Annotated in this window: 19 protein-coding genes; 7 read left to right on the top strand and 12 right to left on the bottom strand. The window is 34.5% G+C overall.

Annotation, left to right across the window (positions count from 1 at the left end; all coding sequences use genetic code 11):
- Positions 1-23 precede the first annotated feature (23 nt).
- The 4 genes from gpmI (at position 24) to H7350_RS14855 (ending at position 3,772) form a co-directional block, all read left to right on the top strand.
- Positions 24-1,544: a 2,3-bisphosphoglycerate-independent phosphoglycerate mutase gene (gpmI, locus tag H7350_RS14870; protein ID WP_204346721.1), complete on the top strand. Its 1,521-nt coding sequence runs from the start codon at positions 24-26 to the stop codon at positions 1,542-1,544.
- 43 nt (positions 1,545-1,587) lie between these two features.
- Positions 1,588-2,001 (top strand): BT0820 family HAD-type phosphatase, encoded by a 414-nt coding sequence (locus tag H7350_RS14865; RefSeq protein WP_204346720.1) that lies wholly within the window; start codon positions 1,588-1,590, stop codon positions 1,999-2,001.
- Between the two features lie 102 nt (positions 2,002-2,103).
- Positions 2,104-2,922, top strand: a complete 819-nt coding sequence (map, locus tag H7350_RS14860; protein WP_204346719.1) for a type I methionyl aminopeptidase — start codon at positions 2,104-2,106, stop codon at positions 2,920-2,922.
- A gap of 85 nt (positions 2,923-3,007) precedes the next feature.
- Positions 3,008-3,772 carry a class I SAM-dependent methyltransferase gene (locus H7350_RS14855; RefSeq protein ID WP_204346718.1) on the top strand — a complete coding sequence of 255 codons (765 nt, stop codon included), beginning with the start codon at positions 3,008-3,010 and terminating at the stop codon, positions 3,770-3,772.
- 8 nt (positions 3,773-3,780) lie between these two features.
- Here H7350_RS14855 and H7350_RS14850 read toward each other — a convergent pair whose 3' ends face one another.
- The 4 genes from H7350_RS14850 to H7350_RS14835 form a co-directional block, all read right to left on the bottom strand.
- Positions 3,781-5,067, bottom strand: coding sequence for a hypothetical protein (locus H7350_RS14850; protein WP_204346717.1), 1,287 nt, complete (start codon positions 5,065-5,067; stop codon positions 3,781-3,783).
- A gap of 322 nt (positions 5,068-5,389) precedes the next feature.
- Complete coding sequence (locus H7350_RS14845; protein WP_204346716.1) at positions 5,390-6,388, bottom strand: FAD:protein FMN transferase; 999 nt, start codon at positions 6,386-6,388, stop codon at positions 5,390-5,392.
- Entirely contained in the window at positions 6,389-6,766 is a 378-nt protein-coding gene (locus H7350_RS14840) for a Na(+)-translocating NADH-quinone reductase subunit F (RefSeq protein WP_204346715.1), read from the bottom strand. It abuts the gene before it with no gap.
- 21 nt (positions 6,767-6,787) lie between these two features.
- A complete protein-coding gene (locus H7350_RS14835) occupies positions 6,788-7,654 on the bottom strand; it encodes a DUF4846 domain-containing protein (RefSeq protein WP_204346714.1) in 867 nt (288 codons plus the stop codon).
- Positions 7,655-7,828: 174 nt separating this feature from the next.
- On the opposite strand from H7350_RS14835, the gene H7350_RS14830 reads away from it, so the two are divergent.
- Together H7350_RS14830 and H7350_RS17090 are read left to right on the top strand one after the other, a co-directional pair.
- Positions 7,829-8,131, top strand: coding sequence for a cupin domain-containing protein (locus H7350_RS14830; RefSeq protein WP_204346713.1), 303 nt, complete (start codon positions 7,829-7,831; stop codon positions 8,129-8,131).
- A 3-nt stretch (positions 8,132-8,134) separates the two neighbouring features.
- Positions 8,135-8,263 carry a hypothetical protein gene (locus H7350_RS17090; RefSeq protein ID WP_262891173.1) on the top strand — a complete coding sequence of 43 codons (129 nt, stop codon included), beginning with the start codon at positions 8,135-8,137 and terminating at the stop codon, positions 8,261-8,263.
- Positions 8,264-8,373: 110 nt separating this feature from the next.
- Here H7350_RS17090 and nqrF read toward each other — a convergent pair whose 3' ends face one another.
- Genes nqrF through H7350_RS14800 form a run of 6 tightly spaced genes read right to left on the bottom strand, consistent with a single transcriptional unit; the run spans position 8,374 to position 14,432 of the window.
- Positions 8,374-9,684 carry an NADH:ubiquinone reductase (Na(+)-transporting) subunit F gene (nqrF, locus tag H7350_RS14825; protein WP_204346712.1) on the bottom strand — a complete coding sequence of 437 codons (1,311 nt, stop codon included), beginning with the start codon at positions 9,682-9,684 and terminating at the stop codon, positions 8,374-8,376.
- 1 nt (position 9,685) lies between these two features.
- Positions 9,686-10,402, bottom strand: a complete 717-nt coding sequence (gene nqrE, locus H7350_RS14820; protein WP_204346711.1) for an NADH:ubiquinone reductase (Na(+)-transporting) subunit E — start codon at positions 10,400-10,402, stop codon at positions 9,686-9,688.
- Between the two features lie 5 nt (positions 10,403-10,407).
- Positions 10,408-11,052 carry an NADH:ubiquinone reductase (Na(+)-transporting) subunit D gene (locus tag H7350_RS14815; protein ID WP_204346710.1) on the bottom strand — a complete coding sequence of 215 codons (645 nt, stop codon included), beginning with the start codon at positions 11,050-11,052 and terminating at the stop codon, positions 10,408-10,410.
- 1 nt (position 11,053) lies between these two features.
- The gene (locus H7350_RS14810) at positions 11,054-11,854 is read right to left on the bottom strand and encodes a Na(+)-translocating NADH-quinone reductase subunit C (protein WP_204346709.1); all 801 of its coding nucleotides are present in this window, start codon (positions 11,852-11,854) and stop codon (positions 11,054-11,056) included.
- A gap of 2 nt (positions 11,855-11,856) precedes the next feature.
- Positions 11,857-13,083, bottom strand: coding sequence for an NADH:ubiquinone reductase (Na(+)-transporting) subunit B (locus tag H7350_RS14805; RefSeq protein ID WP_204346708.1), 1,227 nt, complete (start codon positions 13,081-13,083; stop codon positions 11,857-11,859).
- Entirely contained in the window at positions 13,083-14,432 is a 1,350-nt protein-coding gene (locus tag H7350_RS14800) for a Na(+)-translocating NADH-quinone reductase subunit A (protein WP_204346707.1), read from the bottom strand. The genes H7350_RS14805 and H7350_RS14800 overlap by 1 nt, the downstream gene beginning before the upstream one ends.
- Positions 14,433-14,707: 275 nt before the next feature.
- Here H7350_RS14800 and H7350_RS14795 point away from each other — a divergent pair, with 275 nt between their 5' ends.
- Positions 14,708-15,184, top strand: a complete 477-nt coding sequence (locus H7350_RS14795; protein ID WP_204346706.1) for a hypothetical protein — start codon at positions 14,708-14,710, stop codon at positions 15,182-15,184.
- A gap of 202 nt (positions 15,185-15,386) precedes the next feature.
- Here the strand turns inward: H7350_RS14795 and H7350_RS14790 are convergent, their stop codons facing one another.
- Together H7350_RS14790 and H7350_RS14785 are read right to left on the bottom strand one after the other, a co-directional pair.
- On the bottom strand, positions 15,387-16,298 hold the full coding sequence (locus H7350_RS14790; RefSeq protein ID WP_204346705.1) for a hypothetical protein: 912 nt from the start codon (positions 16,296-16,298) through the stop codon (positions 15,387-15,389).
- Positions 16,299-16,307: 9 nt separating this feature from the next.
- Entirely contained in the window at positions 16,308-17,159 is an 852-nt protein-coding gene (locus H7350_RS14785; protein ID WP_204346704.1) for a DUF1735 domain-containing protein, read from the bottom strand.
- Positions 17,160-17,265: the final 106 nt, after the last annotated feature.

Raw genomic sequence — 17,265 nt, 5'->3', positions numbered from 1 at the left:
CTTTGGTTTTTAACTCTTCGACAATGAATAAAAAAGTTATTTTAATGATTTTAGATGGCTGGGGAATGTCTCCAGACCCAAAAGTTTCTGCTATTGACAATGCAAAAACACCCTTTATCGATTCGCTGTATCATAATTATTCTCATGCCACATTAAGAACAGACGGTTTACATGTTGGATTACCTGAAGGTCAAATGGGTAATAGTGAAGTCGGGCACATGAATCTTGGCGCTGGTAGAATTGTATATCAGGATTTAGTTAAAATAAATCTGGCAGTTAAAAATAATACGTTAAAAGACGAAAAAGTTTTAATTGATGCATTTCAGTATGCAAAACAACACAATAAACCTGTCCATTTTTTAGGCTTGGTAAGTGATGGTGGCGTCCATTCGCATATTAATCATTTATTTGGTTTGGTTGATGCGGCTAATGATTATGGCGTTCAAAACTCCTATATTCATGCCTTTACTGATGGTCGAGATGTTGACCCAAAATCTGGATTCGGATTTATCACTTCGGTTGAAAATCATATCAAAAACACCAATACCAAACTCGCTACAGTAACTGGCAGATATTATGCCATGGACAGAGACAAACGCTGGGAACGTATTAAACTAGCCTATGATGCTATGGTGAATGGAGCTGGTGTGAAATCACACTCTGCTACCGAATCTATTCAAAATAGTTACAATAATAATATCACCGATGAATTTATTGAACCTATTATTATGGTTGATAATAACAATCAGCCGGTTACGCAAATTAAAGATGGAGATGTTATTGTGTTTTTCAATTTCAGAACTGATCGTGGTCGTGAATTAACTGAAGCGCTTTCACAAGAAGATTTTCATGAACAAAACATGCATAAGCTCGATTTACACTATGTAACGCTTACAAATTATGATGATTCTTATCAAGGGATTCAGGTGGTATTCAATAAAGACAATCTTAGTGAAACCTTAGGAGAGGTATTAGAAAAACATAATAAAACTCAAATTAGAATTGCTGAAACTGAAAAATATCCTCATGTCACTTTTTTCTTTTCTGGCGGACAAGAAGAACCTTTTAAAGGGGAAAGCAGAATATTAAGAAATTCACCAAAAGTAGCGACCTATGATTTGAAACCCGAAATGAGTGCCTACGAATTAAAAGATGCACTCATCCCTGAGCTTAAAAAAGGTGATGTCGATTTTGTATGCTTAAACTTTGCAAATGGAGATATGGTAGGACATACTGGTGTTATGGAAGCCGCAATTAAAGCTTGTGAAGCAGTCGACAACTGTGTCAAAGATGTGATTGAAGTTGCATTAGATCATAATTACACTACGATTCTTATTGCAGATCATGGTAACTGTGAAACTATGATTAATCCTGATGGTTCTCCTAATACTGCGCATACGACAAATCCAGTTCCTGTGATATTAATTGACAATGAAAAACCAGTAATTAGAGATGGTATTTTGGGTGATATTGCACCTACTATTTTAAAACTGATGGGAGTTGAACAACCTAAATCGATGACGCAACACACATTAGTTGGATAATTTTTTAAAACTCGTACCTTTATAACATAACAAAAATTAGCTCATGAATTTCCAAGACAAACTCGTTATAGCCATTGATTTTGACGGTACTATTGTTGAAGATGCTTATCCTAAAGTAGGCAAACCTCGAATTTTTGCATTCGAAACAATGAAACGCCTTCAACAAGATGGTCATCGTCTTATTCTTTGGACATATAGATGCGGACAAAAATTAGACGAAGCTGTTGCCTTTTGTAAAGCTAATGATATTACATTCTATGCTGTAAATCAAAGTTTCCCTGAAGAACAATATGACAACTCAGTCAGTCGAAAAATTTATGCAGACATTTACATAGACGACAGAAATATAGGTGGTATTTTAGGTTGGGGCGAAGTCTATCAATTGATTACTAATGAAGCGCCAAACATGAATATCAAACCTAAGAAAAAAGGCTTATTTTCATTTTTAAGGCGTTAAAAATTACCATAAAATTTTTGTTTACCTTCCTTTAAAACGACCTAGTTAACTCAAAAGGAATTACATCTTAATTTTAAGTATCTTTGCACATATTTTTTTAATATGATTATAGTAAAAACAAAAGAAGAGATTGAATTAATGCGCCAGAGTGCTCTCGTTGTATCCAAGACCTTAGGTATGCTTGCAACCGAAGTTAAGGAAGGCGTAACAACAATGCAATTAGATAAACTGGCTGAAGACTTCATTAGAGCACAAGGTGCTTTACCAGGGTTTTTAGGACTGTACGATTGCCCATCTACTTTATTATGCAGTGTGAATGAAGCTGTTGTTCATGGTTTACCTACTGATAAACCGCTACAAAATGGTGATATAGTATCTATTGATTGTGGTGCTTTGATGAATGGTTTTTACGGTGACCACGCTTATACGTTTGAAATTGGCGATGTAAATCCCGAAACCAAAAAGCTAATAGAGGTGACCAAAGAATCTCTGTATGTTGGAATAAGAGCATTTAAAGCTGGAAATCGTGTTGGAGACGTAGGGTTTGCCATACAGCAGCATTGTGAAGCTCAAGGATATGGAGTGGTTAGAGAACTTGTTGGACACGGCTTAGGTCGTAAAATGCATGAAGATCCTGAAATGCCTAACTATGGTCGTAGAGGTCGCGGAAAGAAATTTGTTGAAGGGATGGTTGTAGCAATAGAACCAATGATTAATGGTGGAACGCATCGTGTAAAACAACTTAAAGATGGTTGGACCATAGTCACTCAAGATGGCAAACCTAGTGTTCATTTTGAGCATGATATTGCACTTGTGGATGGGAAACCTGAAATTCTTTCAACCTTTGCTTATGTTCATAAAGCCTTAGGTATTACATCTAATGAAGAAGATGAGTTTAGAAAGGAAGCACTAGTATTATAATATAAATTTAATCCTCTTAAAAGCTTAAACTAATTATAGTCGGATATCACAATTTTTCTCAACAAAGGAGAGAAAATCATAACCCTTGAAAAAACTCTTTAAAATAATTCTAAATGTAGTTCCTAGACCTCTGCTTATAAGGTTAAGCTATGTAGCGCGTCCGGTTTTAGCATTTATTTTAAAAGGTAACACTTATGTTGATCCCATTGATGGAAAAAGCTTTACATCGTTTTTACCCTATGGTTATGGCAACCAGCGCAATAATGTCTTATCACCTTCGACATTAAGTTTAGAGCGTCACAGGCTATTATGGTTGTATCTTAAGAATGATACTGATTTTTTTTCAGCTGAAAAGAAGGTGCTTCACTTTGCACCCGAACAATGCTTTTTAAAACGATTTAAATCACTTCAGCATATGGATTATACTACAACCGATTTAGAATCTCCAATTGCTGATGTTAAAGCCGATATCTGTAATCTACCGTTTGAAGACAACAGTTATGATGTAATCTTATGTAATCATGTGTTAGAACACATTCCAGATGACACAAAAGCCATGCAAGAACTATACAGAGTTATGAAACCTGGTGGTTATGGTGTGTTTCAGATTCCTCAGGATTTGAAAAGGGCTGTTACTTTTGAAGATGACACCATTACAGATAGATCAGAACGCGCTAAAATTTTTGGGCAATACGACCACGTTCGCGTGTATGGTCGTGATTATTTTGATAAACTTCGAAATATTGGTTTTAAGGTAGAAGAAGTTGACTATACAACTCAGTTTTCCGAAGAAGAGATAAAAAAATACTGCTTAGCTAAGGGCGAAATTATTCCGGTAGTCTATAAATAAAATAGTATTTATTTAGAGCGTTCTTCAATAAAATCCTCCAATAGGTGTAAAGTTTCATTTCCTTTTATCAATACATCCTTTCCGTTGTTTTTTTGTAAGATTTTAAATTTCCCCTGGTCAGTTTTTACAAATTTCGTTGTACCAGAGTACGCTCCGCTAAGGTTTTCATTACTGTAATATTTAATCCCTTCGGCATCCATCCAAATCGTTTTACCATTTTCGATAACTTGAAATTTGTTATCACAAAAGCCTCCAAAACTGCTATAATAATCTGAAGTATAAACACGTCCATCAGATGCACTTATAAACCCATGTAGTTCTTTATCTTCATTAAACAACGCATAAAAACTACCTCCTACAGAGTTTCCAATAGCATACCACTGCTTTTCAATTCTCACATTTAAGTCCTTATCATACTTATCGATAATATCATTTTTCTTTAAATTTTTTAGCAGTTCCTTTTTATCTTCAATAGCTCTAAACTCTTTAGATTTTAAATTAAACACAACTACGTCTTTACAATTCTTAGGGTAGGTTACTAGTAATCCATTAGCTCTAGGCAGCATAATTTCACCATAATCATAAGCTTGCGGATTGAATGCTGTAACATCTGGTAGCAAGAATTTTTCTTGAGTTTTTGAATTGAAACAAAACAATCGTGTTGGACGCTCTAAATCATTCATAAAAATAATATACCCATCATAGGCAATAGCATGAGGAAAAGTATCTGCTTTCATGAGTATTCTACCGTAATCATCCATAATGCCTAGGTAGTCTTTAGACTTGTATATCGCAAGATTATACTTATTAAAATCTCCAATACTATCTATCTCGATATAAAACTTTTGAGATTTTTCATGCCACAAATTTGTAAGAGAATCTAAACGTCTTTTTTCTTTAGCCAGTTTAAGCTGTTCTAAGCGATTACGCTCTTCTTCAATTGCCCTCTGTTTTATAGCTTCATCGATTGTGACATACAATTCTAACATTTCGAAATAATCCTCGCTTGTTTTTTCTTGTTCTAATTCAAAGTAACGCTGTGCTAATATTTTTGCTTTAGTATAATCCTTGATATCAAAACTCAAGATAGTCCCAATTCTCGCAACTCGACTGTCATTTATTTCTTTAATATAAGTTATGGCTTTATCAAAATACTCTCGTGCTTTACCCATCTCATTATCGAGATAACTTTGCTCTGCTCTTTTGATGTATACAGAACCAATCTCGAGATCGGTTTGAGCATTACACATTGACATAGATATAAAGAGTAATAGAAAAGTGGTGAGGGATTTCATAATGGTTGGTTGTTACAAATGCTAATTCGTCATTAATATTTAAACATCAATGCGTTAGTTACTAAAATAATTAGTTTTTTGTAGGAAAATACAATATTCTGAGAATTTTCGGTCAAATGATTATTTCTTTCTTTGAAAGGCTTTATTTCGTCTAACAGAATTATAAACAACCTCATTTTTTCTAATGAAGTAGAAGAATGACAATGTAACGTGATAAAAACAAAAAAAGCCGAACCAATAACATTTGGCCCAACTTTTTTAAATTGATTAATAGCACTAATAAGACCCATTAAATTTCAATAGGTCACAATCAAATGTTATTCTATTCTGGAAAATTATTCAAATTTAAAGTCTCAAACACTTTATTGTCATTTTCAAAAATGATATATACTTTTAGTTCTGGATGTGATTTAAGAAACGTTGTTACCTTTTCAATTCCCATGGCTTGAAATGCAGTCGCATAAGCATCAGCAGTCATACAATCTTGAGCAATAACAGAGACACTTAAAATGTTTGTTTTAGAAGGATATCCTGTCTTGGTATTTATAATATGGGCGTAACGATTTCCATCGTCATCAATTTTAAACTTACGATATGTACCAGAGGTTGCCATAGCTTCATCTCTCAGTTGAATGGCTTTTAAAACCGATTGTTCACCGTCAAAACGCGGTTCGTCCAATCCGACATTCCATGGGCTACTTTTTTCTTTATTGATACCTCTCGTTCGAATCTCTCCTCCTATTTCAACTAAATAATTCTCAACACCTTGAGCTTCTAGAAATCTTCCAATCACATCAACGCCATAACCTTTAGCTATAGCATTAAACTCCAAATAGGTATTTGGATGTTTGGTAATTACAGTAGGTTTATCATCAACTAGTGAAACTTTATCAAAACCTACAAACCGCATTAGGCTGTCTATGGTTGTACTATCGGTTAAAAACTTATTTTGATTTGCACCAAAACTCCACGCGTTTACAACATCGCCAATAGTAGGATCAAAGGCACCATTGGTTGCTTTAAATATCTTTTTAGATGCTAGGAACACTGTTTTAAAATGCGTATCAATTATGTACGGCTCATTTCTGTTAAATTTTGATATTTCTGAATCTGGAATGTACGTTGACATTGATTGGTTAATAACAGTAAACAAACTATCAAATTGTCTGGAGTAGTCAATTTCAGAATCATAAATCGCAGAATACGATGTGCCAAAAACCGGACCAGAAAGCTTGGTGTTTTTAGCAATTGAACTCTTTTGATCATTTTTGCATGAAACAAAAAACAAACTAAAAACTAGTAGAACATAAACCTGTTTCATCTAATTACGATTATCTTCAATAACTTGAATTCCGTTATACTCGATGAGATAGTCTTCATTTAAATACACGGGTAAGTCATCACTATTAGGGTTTCCTAAACCAACGCCTGCATATAAGACTTTGGCATCTTTTTCAAGAGCATGTTTTTTAAATGTTTCCATCCATACAATATCATAATTATTTGGATTTTCAGGAAGTTTTACGGCTCTTACAATTACAAAAAAATACTGGCTGTTTTTATCAATACATACAAATTGAGGGTGACGTTTCAACTTGCTATTAATAGCCACGAACTCAAATCCGCGTTGTTCTAAATCTTTTCCAACATGGTTCATGGCAAGGTTATGCAACTCTTGTGGTGTTAAAGCTTTACTCATGATGCAAAGATACAAAGAAGCTTATTTAAATCGCACAAACTTTGCGCTACTAAACGTATAATTTGACACTGGTATAGTCGCATTATTTTTTAAGTCATACCATGGCGACATATCTGAATCTTCAAGATTTTTAACTAAATGAACACTTTGAGCAGGTGTATTGCCTTGAAACAACAGGAATAATTTTTCTCCTTTATCATTGATAACTTCATCACAAATCATAACAATATGACCAGGAGTACCGCCCTTTATAAGCATATCTCCAATATGCAAATTAGAATCATCAACAGATTCTAATTCATTATAAAGTGACAAGGTACCAGAATACATATATATTAAATTAAGGTATTTATAAAAGTTCTCTTTGGAATGATTAGCGCCTGCAGTTTTATTGAAGACAACTTTATTACCATTAATTTTTGGTCTGTAGCCTTCTGCATAGTTCTTCCATGAGCAATAGTGACCTGACGTAAAATTAAAGCCTATTTCATTTTTTCTGTTGTTATCCCATAGGTATTCACTACGGATTCTGATAAGTGCATCAGCACATTGTTGTAAACCATTTTTAGGCACAGGAACCTCTAGTATTCCGATATGACCTCCTTGCCAGAAATATTCTGACTCATCATAATTTATAATTTTACTTCCGAAGGGTTTCAACTTATAATTCCGAAGGTACTCTGCAAAACTTCCGCTCTCGTAAGCAACACGTTGGTAACCTTCAGGAATCTTAACTCTGGATTTTATCGTTAAACTATCTTTAACGACAAGGTTTTGAGGCTCTACGCTAGCCACAACATTATGTGCTATTTGCTTTACGGGTTTGAATTGAAATGCTAGAACAATTAGCGATATCAAAACTAAAAAAGTGAGTACTATTTTTTTCATATGAATATTAAACGTCAAAACATTGAATTTTGTTATCTACTAGATAAAATAACGTATTTTTGATTCATGTGTAAGTTTAAATATTTCAGGATAACAAAGGCCTTATTTTTGGTTTGTTTTTTCGTATCATGTCTTGTCTTTTGGGGTTGTAATGAAAACTCAACCTTGCCTGTCTTGCCAGACCCGTTAGAAGCCGGTTGGAATAACGAGGCTGTCTGTGAGGTTGTTGAAGACAATGCGAAAATTAGGGTTTTAAAATGTACTTTTGCTCCAGGTGTTGGACATGAGAAACATTATCATAATCCGCATTTTGGCTATACCTTAGCTGGAAGTCAATTCAGAATTAAAGACACTACAGGAATCAGAGAAGTTAATGTACCAACAGACTATAGCTTTAGTAAGGAAGCTATCTCAACACATGAAGTTCTTAATATTGGTGATAGTACAGCAGTATTTTTAATTATAGAATATAAATAAAGCATGGACGGATTTGATATTGTTATGGTCATAGCCATCATACTCTTTGCAAGATTAGGAGTACGTTTGGTAACGGGTTATATCAAAATGAAAAAGGACAATAATAAAGAGGATTCTAACAATGACTCTTAAATAATCAAGTAATACATTTAAAACAAAAAACCAACTCATGTGAGTTGGTTTTTTGTTTTAGACGCGATTCTGAAACAAGTTCAGAATGACGTTATATTGAATTTTGAATATTATCCTCCGAAATCATCGAATCTGATGTGTTCATCTGGAATTCCAAAATCTTCTCCCATTTTCTGAACCGCCTGGTTCATTAATGGAGGTCCACAGAAATATAATTCGATATCTTCAGGAGCTTCATGGTGACTTAGGTAATTATCAATTACGCAATTGTGAATAAATCCTACAAATCCGTCTCCCTCTTCATCATTGATATCCTTTTTTACTTTCCAGTTATCTTCTTCCATAGGCTCTGATAATGCCATATAGAATTTAAAGTTAGGGAAGTCTTTTTCTAATTTTCTAAAGTGTTCGATATAGAACAACTCACGTTTTGAACGTCCACCATACCAATAGGTTACTTTACGTCCAGTTTTAATAGTTCTAAATAACTGGTATAAGTGTGAACGCATTGGCGCCATACCTGCTCCACCACCAACATATAACATTTCGCTATCAGACTCATTGATAAAGAATTCACCATAAGGTCCTGAAATGGTAACTTTATCACCTGGCTTTTGAGCAAAAATATATGACGATGCAATACCTGGATTCACATCCATCCATCCGTTTTTAGCACGATCCCAAGGTGGAGTCGCTATACGTACGTTTAACATAATTTCACGACCTTCGGCTGGGTAAGAAGCCATAGAGTATGCTCTTTCAACCAATTCGGTATTTTTCATCACCAATGGCCAAAGTCCGAATTTATCCCATTCGGCTTGAAACTTGTCAGGTGTCTCGTGTTCTTCTGGGTGAGCCGTGATATCAATATCAGAATATTTAATTTCACATTCTGGAATTTCGATTTGAATATATCCACCAGCTTTATATCCCATATCTTCAGGAATTTCAACAACAAATTCCTTGATAAATGAGGCTACGTTATAGTTTCTTACAACAGTAGCTTCCCATTTTTTAATTCCGAAGACTTCTTCAGGAATGGTAATTTCCATATCCTGTTTTACTTTTACCTGACATGATAAACGCGCACCATGTTGTAATTCTTTTCTACTAAAGTGAGGCGTTTCTGTAGGTAATGCTTCACCACCTCCTGAAAGGACGTGACATTCACATTGAATACAGGTTCCACCACCACCACAAGCAGATGGTAAGAATATTTTTTCACTTCCTAAGGTAGACAGTAAAGTACCACCTGAAGCGACTTGAATTTCTTTTTCACCATTAATTTTAATTGTTACTGGGCCAGATGGTGATAATTTTTGTTTAACAAATAATAGTAAGCTTACGAGTATTAATGTCACCAATAAAAACGCTACTACGGTTGCTATAACTGTCCCTAATGTTCCTGCTGCTAAAATCATACTACTCTTCTATTTTAGTGTTATTAGCTAATTCTGTATTATCATCAGTTGGTGTGACTTGCACTTCAACTGTTGTATCTTCTTTTGTCTCTTCGTCACCACCAGTTAACATACCTCCAAAGCTCATAAATCCAATAGCCATTAAACCAGTAATGATAAATGTAATACCAAGACCTCTTAAAGCAGGTGGTACATTAGAATATCTGATTTTTTCACGAATAGCAGCAATTGCCAATATCGCTAAAAACCATCCAATTCCTGAACCGACACCATAGGTTGTTGCTAAACCTAAAGTTTCAATTTCACGAGATTGCATAAATAATGAACCTCCTAAAATAGCACAGTTTACAGCAATAAGCGGTAAGAAGATACCAAGTGAGTTATATAATGACGGAGAGAATTTCTCAACGACAATTTCTACCAATTGTACCATGGTTGCAATGGTTGCAATAAACATGATAAACGATAAGAAACTTAAATCATAATCGGCATATTCTGGTCCCATCCATGACAGTGCTCCAGGTTGTAAAATATATTGATCTAACAACCAGTTTAAAGGTACTGTAATAGCAAGTACGAAAATTACAGCTGCTCCTAGTCCTACAGCTGTAGATACTTTTTTAGATACGGCAAGGTACGAACACATTCCAAGGAACGTGGCAAATACCATGTTATCTATAAATATTGATTTGAAAAATAATTCTAAGTGCTCTAACATATCTTTTAATCTTCGATTAATGTTTTATTTCTTGTACGTTGTACCCAGATAATGATTCCTACAACAATTAATGCCATTGGTGATAATAACATAAATCCGTTGTTTTCATAGCCTAAGGCATATAGCCCTGTTTTTTCAATTGGATCTCCAAGTACTGGGATTCCTAGTAAAGTTCCAGAACCTAATAATTCTCTAAAGAAACCTACTATAATTAAAATCACGGCATATCCTAAAGCGTTACCTATACCATCTAAGAACGACCTCCAAGGACCGTTTCCTAGAGCGAAAGCTTCAAAACGTCCCATAATGATACAGTTGGTAATAATTAATCCAACGAAAACCGATAGGGTTTTACTCAACTCGTAAGCAAATGCTTTAAGAACCAAATCTACTATAATTACAAGCGTAGCAACGACAATAAGTTGTACGATAATTCTAATTTTTGAAGGAATGATATTTCTCATTAGAGAGATAACAACGTTTCCGATACCTAATACAAACAATACAGAAATTGACATTACTATTGATGCTTCTAATTCTGCAGTAATCGCTAGAGCTGAACAAATACCAAGTACCTGAATTGTAATTGGGTTATTATCTGCTAATGGATCTTTTATTAAGGCTGCGTCTTTTTTTGAAAGTAGTCCCATATTAGTTAGCTTGTTTTTTTAAGTTATCAAAATAAGGCTTGTATAGTTTCAAGTCACTTTTAATCATAGCTGAAACTCCATCACCTGTTATCGTAGCACCTGCAATTGCATCTACTTCGTTATCAGTTTTATCTTCATTTTTAGGATCTGCATTACCTTTAGCAACAGTGATTCCTTTGAAAGCACCATTGGATGTCAATAGATGTTCTCCATAAAAATCATCCATAAAATAACGTTGCTTGATATTGGCACCTAAACCTGGTGTTTCTCCTTTATGATCAAAATAAGCGCCTTGAACGACCATATCTTTATCAATAGCAACATAACCCCAAATGGCATCCCAAAGTCCTTTACCATAAATTGGAGCCACATATACTGTTTTTCCTTCTTTATTTTGTCCTATAAATAAAGGTAACTTTCTAGCTTCTCCTTTTTTGGCATTACTCTGCTGTTTTTTCACATCAATCAAATATGGTTCTTGCCCATTGTTAGCATCCATATATTCTTGTCTTGTCATTTGCTTTTCGATCTTACCATCTTTAGAAAATAAGACCATTTGCTCTTTTACATTTTCAGTAAATAACGCTTCAGCTTTATCAGACGCGACAAATTCTGCGCTAGTATCATCATTATTATTTACACCCATAGCGTAAAGAATATTTTGCTGCTTCTCTATTTCTTCATTAGCAGTAATCATAGGTTTAGTCCAACCAAATAATCCTGATAATATTACACCTACTATAATCACCATTCCTATGGCAAAAATTATGGTATACGAATTTTTATCTGTTCTCTTTTCCATCGTTAAGCAGTTTTAACTTTTAGACGTTTCATTCTTTTCTTTACATTACCTTGAACCACATAGTGATCAATTGTTGGTGCAAATACATTCATTAACAGAATCGCTAACATCACACCTTCTGGATAAGCCGGGTTGAATACACGAATCATAATTGATATAAAACCTACTAAGAATCCATAAATCCATTTCCCTTTATTGGTTTGTGAAGCAGTAACAGGATCGGTTGCCATAAAGACAGTACCGAAGGCAAATCCACCTATTAATAGATGATGCCACCATGTTGTACTCATCAATCCGTAGAACTTACTACTTTCAGTAATCCATTCAGAGCTTACAGCAAAATTGAAAATTAATCCCATTGCCAAAGCACCTAATACTGAAGATAACATAATTCTCCAGCTTCCTATTTTTGTAAAGATTAAAATCCCAGCACCAATTAAAATGATTAAGGTCGATGTTTCTCCAACAGAGCCAGGAATTAATCCGTAGAACATATCCATCACATCATAACCTGCGCCTTTATTTTGAGCCAGACTTCCTAAAATTGTCTCTCCAGAAATAGCATCTAGATTCTCACCAGCAGCAATCGCTTTATCTCTTGCAACAGCACCTTGAACCCATACCTTATCTCCCGACATCCATGTTGGATAAGCGAAGAATAAAAAGGCTCTAATGGTTAAAGCAGGGTTTAAGATATTCATTCCTGTTCCACCAAAGACTTCTTTACCAATTACAACTCCGAAAGCTACAGCAACTGCAAGCATCCATAATGGTGTATCAATTGGTATAATTAAAGGCACTAACATTCCTGTTACTAAATAGCCTTCTTCTACTTCGTGGCTGTTTTTGATGGCGAATAAAATTTCAATCGCTAAACCAACGCCGTAAGATACAATGACTAAAGGCAGTACTTTCCAGAAGCCAACCATAAAGTTATCCATCGTCCAGAATTCTGAACTAAAAAATCCTCCAGTAGCTTGTTGAATATCTCCAAATGCGACATGGTGTTGGTATCCAGCATTAAACATTCCGAAGATTAAACATGGTACCATAGCCATAATCACAATGTTCATGGTACGCTTTAAATCGTCGGCTGCTTTAATGTGTGTTCCGTTATGAGTGGTCTCATTAGGTAAGAATAAAAAGGTATGTATTGCAGAAAATGCAGGTAACCATTTTTTGTCTTTATTCTTTTCTCTAAAATTATGTAAACTATTTTTTAAACCCATTATCCTATCTCTTTAAGCATTAAGTCTAAACCTTTTCTAATAATATCTTGATGCGGTTGTTTAGACACACATATAAATTCTGTTAATGCGAAATCTTCGGGAGCAACTTCGTACATTCCTAAAGCTTCCATTTCATCTAAATCCTCATACTTACACGCTTTTAAAATTTGTAACGGATAAATATCTAAAGGAAACACCTCTTCATAAGAACCTGTAACTACAAAAGCTCGATGTTCACCATTCGTATTGGTATTTAAGCTGTATTTTTTCTTAGGCGTTAACCAAGAAAATGTCAAAGCTCTTGAGGTAGAAATTTTATTAAAAACGGGTTTGTTCCAACCGAAAAACTCATAATCATCACCTTCAGGAATCACTGTAATTAAGTTATCGTAATATCCTAAACTTCCGTCTGGTTTTAACTGTTTTCCAGTAAGCACATTTCCGGAGATAATACGATCGTTACCGTCTTTTTCAACACCATTATCGTAGACCATAGTAGCCACTTCACTTCCGATTTTAGTTTTGAAATATCTAGGTTTTTTTACTGAAGACCCAGCTAAAGCAACGATACGTTCGGCATTGAATTTACCTGTAAGTAATAATTCACCAATGATCACTAAATCCTGCGCATTGACTGTCCAAACCGTTTCCCCTTTGTTAACAGGGTCGATTTTATTGATATGCGTTCCAACATTACCTGCAGGATGCGGACCAGACACTTTGTGAATTACAGCATCGTTCATACTTGCCAATGGTGAGTTGTTAGAACCAACTCCTATATGAACCTGTCCTTCAGTTAACTTTGATAAGGCAGAAACAGCAGCTTGCAATTCGGCTTCTTTACCTTCAAGTACAAAATCCAAATTAGCAGCTAAAGGCGCTGTAGAATGTCCAGAAATAAAAATCGCTTTAGGTGATTTCTCAGGATTTGCTACAACATCATAAGGCCTTTGTTTGATAAATGACCAGCAACCTGATGCCAAAAAATGAGCTTTTATAGCTTCAGCATTGGTATCAGTATTGAACTTTCCAAAGTCTTTATAAGATTGTGTTTTATCTGCTTGAATCTTAATAGCATCTATACGACGCTTAGGACCTCTTTGTATTTCTACAACGGTTCCAGAGACTGGAGATACATACTTTATTGCTTCATTTGATTTATCATGAAAGATAACATCACCTGCTTTTAAAGTAGTACCTTCTTTTGCTATGAGTCTTGGTATAACGCTGTGAAAATCTTCAGGTCTGATAGTGCAGAAATTACTTATAATGGCTTGTTCAACTGTTTTTTCAGCTTCACCTACAAGTTTTATATCCAGACCTTTTTTAATCTTAATGTCTTTTGACATACGCTTTATATTGAAATTAGTTGTCTAAAAATCGGTGCAAATTTACGAATTTACCACGTAATAAAATAGTCAGTCTTTCTAAGTTTGTTATTTTTATCGATTCTAAATAGTGTTCAGTATCAGATAAATAATAGTCTGCTTATATTAGAATAAAAACAGTCAGGCAAATTTAAATCGTATACATGTTCATTTAAAACAAATTCCCGATACTAATTAACCTGAAATTCATTCGAATTTAATAGCTTACAAAAAACAAACCATTAACCTTCCAAAACATGAAAAGAAAATTATTTTTTATATTAATTCTAGTAGTTAGTTATACGTATTCTCAGGAATTAAATGAGCATACATTTGATTTTTGGATTGGCCATTGGAATGTGTCGTGGACAAATGCTAATGGCGAGAAAGTTTCGGGAGAAAATGACATTAAGCGTATTCTTGACGATAAAGTGATTCAGGAGAATTTTAAAGACCCAACAACAAATTATACTGGAATGAGTTTATCTATTTTTAATTCAACAACAAAAGTCTGGAAACAAACCTGGGTTGATTCGGCAGGTAGTCATTTTAATTTTACTGGAGCTATTATAGATGGACATCCTGTATTTAAAACTGAAATGATAAATAATACTCAGCAACGGATGGTATTTAAAAATATTAAACCCACAGGATTTGACTGGATATGGGAAGGCACAAAAGATGGTGGCAAAAGCTGGAAGAGATTATGGCTAATTACCTATACGAAAAAGTAACTCTTTTAATTAAATATTTAAGCGCATCCCTGTAGTATGATACTTTGATACAGTTTAGTAATGGTTAAGAAATAAAAAATGTGAAAGCCTAATATATCCTATTATGCTTCCACATTTTTTTAAAAAACTATTTATCTTATTTAATTAACACTAATTCAAACAACTTTAATTAGTTAAAACAAATAGTTAAACACGTTATTATTTAGTTCTTGGTTAACATGATTGTCATTTCAACATCAGCCTGACCACAGTCACCTGAACCTCCAACAAAGTCTAAAAGATTTAACATGATTACATCATCACCACATGGTAACTCTGCTGCATCTCCTGTATCTAATAGAATCTCAGCTCCACATCCAACTCCTGTTGATATTGGTCCTGAAATTGTTGTTCCGCCTTGAGCAAATGTAAAGTCTACATCTACAACTGGTAATCCTGCTCCAATCCCTGGCAAGTAATCTGCCTGAAATACTCTTGTAAACTCTCCACCTGATCCTTCGGTTAAAGTAACTACTGTTCCGTCAGCAAATGGCGCTCCAAATGGTCCATCTCCTGTTGGTACTGTAAGTGTGTAATCACCTAAAGCAAAGCCTGTAGTAGACTCTACTGCCGGACAAATAGTCATTCGTTGTACAGTTGGCTTTTCATCGTTAAATCCAACTTGTATCCCTGCATCATTTGTAGTGGTTAATACAATATCAAATACCATTGGCTCTGTTAATACAGGTAATTCTGTAAAATCAAACTCGATATTAGCCAAATACACATAATCAAATCCTGTACCGTTATCTGGTCCTGCATAGCTTGATTCTCCCGCCGGACTTACAATAGATCCAGAGTTAGAGAATGCTGAATTTGGATCTAATCCAGATACACTCACCAAGTTATACCCGATAGTCAAATCATTTTCAACTTTAGGCACTTGAATATCGACACCTACTCGTGCTGCAATATCAAAAGATAAGTTGTAATTAAGCGATACTGGATTGCTTTCAGGAAACTGAATCCAACCTATATTTTCTGTAGGTCTAAATTTTAAATCATCATTATCATCACATGCCGAAAAGCACATAACTAAACAAATCACACTAAATAGTTTTATAATATTTTTCATAGTTCTGTTTTATATTTTAGTTAGTGTAAAATTCTGAACAGATGCTGGTCCACAATCAGCCTCTATATCTTCAAGATAGTTTACTGTATGAACAGTTCCTACATCATCAACATCTAAGTCGTACATTGAATTGGAAGCTCCTGCATTACCAATTATATAAGATAAAGGTCCATCAACATCACATGTCACATTGATATCAACAGTTGAAAGGCTAAAGAAATTACACCCTAATGTTAAATTAACTTCAACATCTTGATCTACTCCAGAACCTGGAAGAAATGTAGCTGTAAATAATCTTAGTGTAGGCTCATCTGGATCTACAGTAATTGTTACAGGAACATTTTGTCCGAAGTTACCATTTCCATTATCTGTTAAGATATAGTCACCAACCAAGTAATCTGATGGTACTGGACAAACCTGAAAGATATTTACAGTATGCTGTTGATTTGAAGTAAACGCAGGGTTACTTGCAGTTGTATCTTCTATATTTAATACAATTGTTTCTGCCTGTGGCTCTACACTTACATCTACACCATTTATAGTTAATAATCCAGAGTAAGATCCTGCTGGTATTGTAACCGTATTAGAAGCTAATGCATAGTTCTCTGTTGCTGCAGTACTACTCTCATCAACTGAAACAGTTACTGTTCTATCTGAATCTGATACGGTAGACACTTCGATTTGAACATCTACACTTCCTGTTCCATCAATAACTACTGCTAAATCTGAACTTGAAGCAGCAAATGCAACTAAACTCTGTCCGTTTACGTTATCAAATACTGTATTGATATTATCATCCTGATCACAACCAAAGAAGGCTACAACTATTAATGATAATATGGTTATTTTAATGTTTTTCATAATCATATATTTTTTTTATTAATACCCAGGGTTTTGTTCCGCTGCACTGTTTGCAGTTGTTTCTGATAGTGGAATAGGCATTGTAAATCTGAAATCATCATTTCCT

Source organism: Psychroserpens algicola (assembly GCF_014526325.1).
Classification (GTDB): domain Bacteria; phylum Bacteroidota; class Bacteroidia; order Flavobacteriales; family Flavobacteriaceae; genus Psychroserpens; species Psychroserpens algicola.
This window is presented reverse-complemented; position numbering and strand designations above follow the sequence as displayed.